Here is a 2271-nt window from a genome sequence, read left to right on the forward strand (position 1 = left end):
TAGTGCAAGCGGCCACGACTGCCTCACGCCCATTAAGTTTACGATGCCGCCATACCTCGCTTCGCTCTGGCAGAGGATCTGACGGTAGTGTCAGCTGCAGCGGTCAAGGCACCCGTTGCAATTGTACCGTCCTTAGAGACTGCCAAGGGAAACAAGGTCAGTTTCACCTTCGGAACGGCCGGCGCGATGCGCGACCAGGCGACAAAAGGGACGCCCTTTGATGTGATCGTCGTCCGCCGGCAACAATGTCCGAACTTGTGAAAACAAAATCTGGTCACCGAGGCGAGCACGAGACCACTGGGCGTTGTCCGTCTTGGTGCTGCCGTGGCCAAAGGCGCGGGTCATCCAGATCTTGCGAACGAGGCCGCCGTCAAGGTGGCTCTGTTGGCGGCGCCATCCGTCGGCATCGCCGACCCGGCAAAGGGCGCCACGACTGGGATCTATTTGACAAAGCTGTTTGGCACGATGGTGATTGCCGACGAGATCAAGCCGAAGCTGAAGCTATTCGCTGACGGTCAGCAGCCGATGGAGGCTGTGGCCAAGGGCGAAGTCGCGATGGCAATGTGGCAGATCAGCGAGGCTGTCACCGTCGCCGGGCTTGAGCCGCTTATGTCGCTGCCGGACGACATTCAGTTGAAGTCGATCTATATGGCAGGTTTGGCGAAGCACACCACGCATCCTGCCGAAGCAGCCCAACTCATCGAGTTGATGCTTGCTCCCGAGGCCCAGGCCTCGTTCAAGGCGAATGGGTTCGATCCAGCCAAGTAGCGCTAACCGATCACGCCGTCCCTGAACACGACTACAGCCGCCACCGACAAAACCGCCAAACGATCATTAAACGACAAAGGCTCCCGGTGAATGCAGATCGGCGGGAGCCTTTTCATTATCGTTTAATATCGGCCGGCCGTTGACTGTTTAGGATCAGCCGGCGGGTGCGAACACGTGTATGGTGCCATCGCCGACTGGGACATAGACCTTGCCGGTCGCTTCGCTCGAGGCAACCGAATGGGGATTGCCACCAACCGGCAGCTTGATGGATTGCAGCAACTTGTTGGTTTTGGCGTCGATCACCCCAAGAACCGGACCGCCGGGATTGTTGCGCGAGGCGGTATAATATTGGCCGTTCTTGGCATTGTAGTCGACCATGTCGGCCGCTCCAACACCCTCGACCACCGCAACGACGCTGCCAGTCTTTGCGTTCATTATGGTGGTGACAGTCGGCATATCCTTGCCATCCGCGCCACATCCGAGGACAAAATTCCCATTTGGCCCGAAGGCCAAACCGGCAGGATGACAATTATCAACGGGTATCATTTTGACCAACTTCGCCGTCTTCGGATCGATCACCGCGACAGCACCCTTCTTGGCGTCTTTACCAAGTTCGGGGATCGACATGTAAAACATGCCGTCCTCACGGTTATACTGCGGTTGCTCGGCACCATCGGTGGCATCCGCGAAGCTGATCTTGCCGATGATCGCATGGTCTGGCTTTGTTGAAATCACCGTCGCAAACGGCGGGTCTTCCGCATTGTTTACGCCGATAAATGCCTGATCCTTGGCATCGACAGCCATTTCGTCGACGCGCGTCGTTCCGCCGATCTTTACGATCGCCGAAACTTTCATTGAGGCGGTATCAATCACCTTGACGGTACTATCGCCATCGCCAGCCCAGATTTCTTTGCCCGAGAGCACGACGCCGTCAGGTCCCGACGCATCGTTGTTCGGCTTGCCGTTTTTCATGATAACACCGACAAACCCGGGCACGCGGGAAACAAATTTATCTGTCCTGACGTCGAATATATCGATCGACTTGTTGCTACGGTCGGCCAGGTAATACGTCTGCGCGGACTGGTCGATAATACTGATATCGAAATTAGCAAGTTTCTCGCCCGGAACGGCGATCGTCCCGACCTCTTTCAACTCAGCAGCCCCAGCGGACGCGGCAGACATGATTGTGATCGCTGCGCTTCCAAGCATCAAATATTTCAGAATATTCATTTTCATTCCCTCCAAGTATCTTTTTACTTCGCCTGATCGATCAAAGCGCGCGCCTTGACCGATTTCATCACCGGATGAATCTTTTCCGACATAGTCTCCTCCTCGAACCAATGGCGCCGGCTCGCTGCGCAATCATGCAGCCGCCTTAGCGAGCCCCAAAATATCTCGCACGAACACTCTTCCGGCATCCGTATCACCTTGATCTTCATCTATCCTGCTCATTGAGCTGAATGCCGGCCGGCATGGTCGTGTTGTTTCAACCCGCTGCAATCG

The 2271-nt window shown here is 56.0% G+C and carries 1 protein-coding gene and 1 pseudogene; one reads left to right on the forward strand and one right to left on the reverse strand.

Annotation, left to right across the window (positions count from 1 at the left end):
* Window positions 1-87: 87 nt before the first annotated feature.
* Window positions 88-768 (forward strand): annotated as a pseudogene (locus AB4Z52_RS35960) (molybdate ABC transporter substrate-binding protein).
* A gap of 153 nt (window positions 769-921) precedes the next feature.
* On the opposite strand, the gene AB4Z52_RS35965 reads toward AB4Z52_RS35960, so the two are convergent.
* Window positions 922-2130: a YncE family protein gene (locus AB4Z52_RS35965; protein WP_442222573.1), complete on the reverse strand. Its 1209-nt coding sequence runs from the start codon at window positions 2128-2130 to the stop codon at window positions 922-924.
* Window positions 2131-2271 lie beyond the last annotated feature (141 nt).

Origin of the sequence: Rhizobium sp. 2YAF20 (assembly GCF_052114685.1) — a bacterium.
Taxonomy (GTDB): Bacteria; Pseudomonadota; Alphaproteobacteria; order Rhizobiales; family Rhizobiaceae; genus Rhizobium.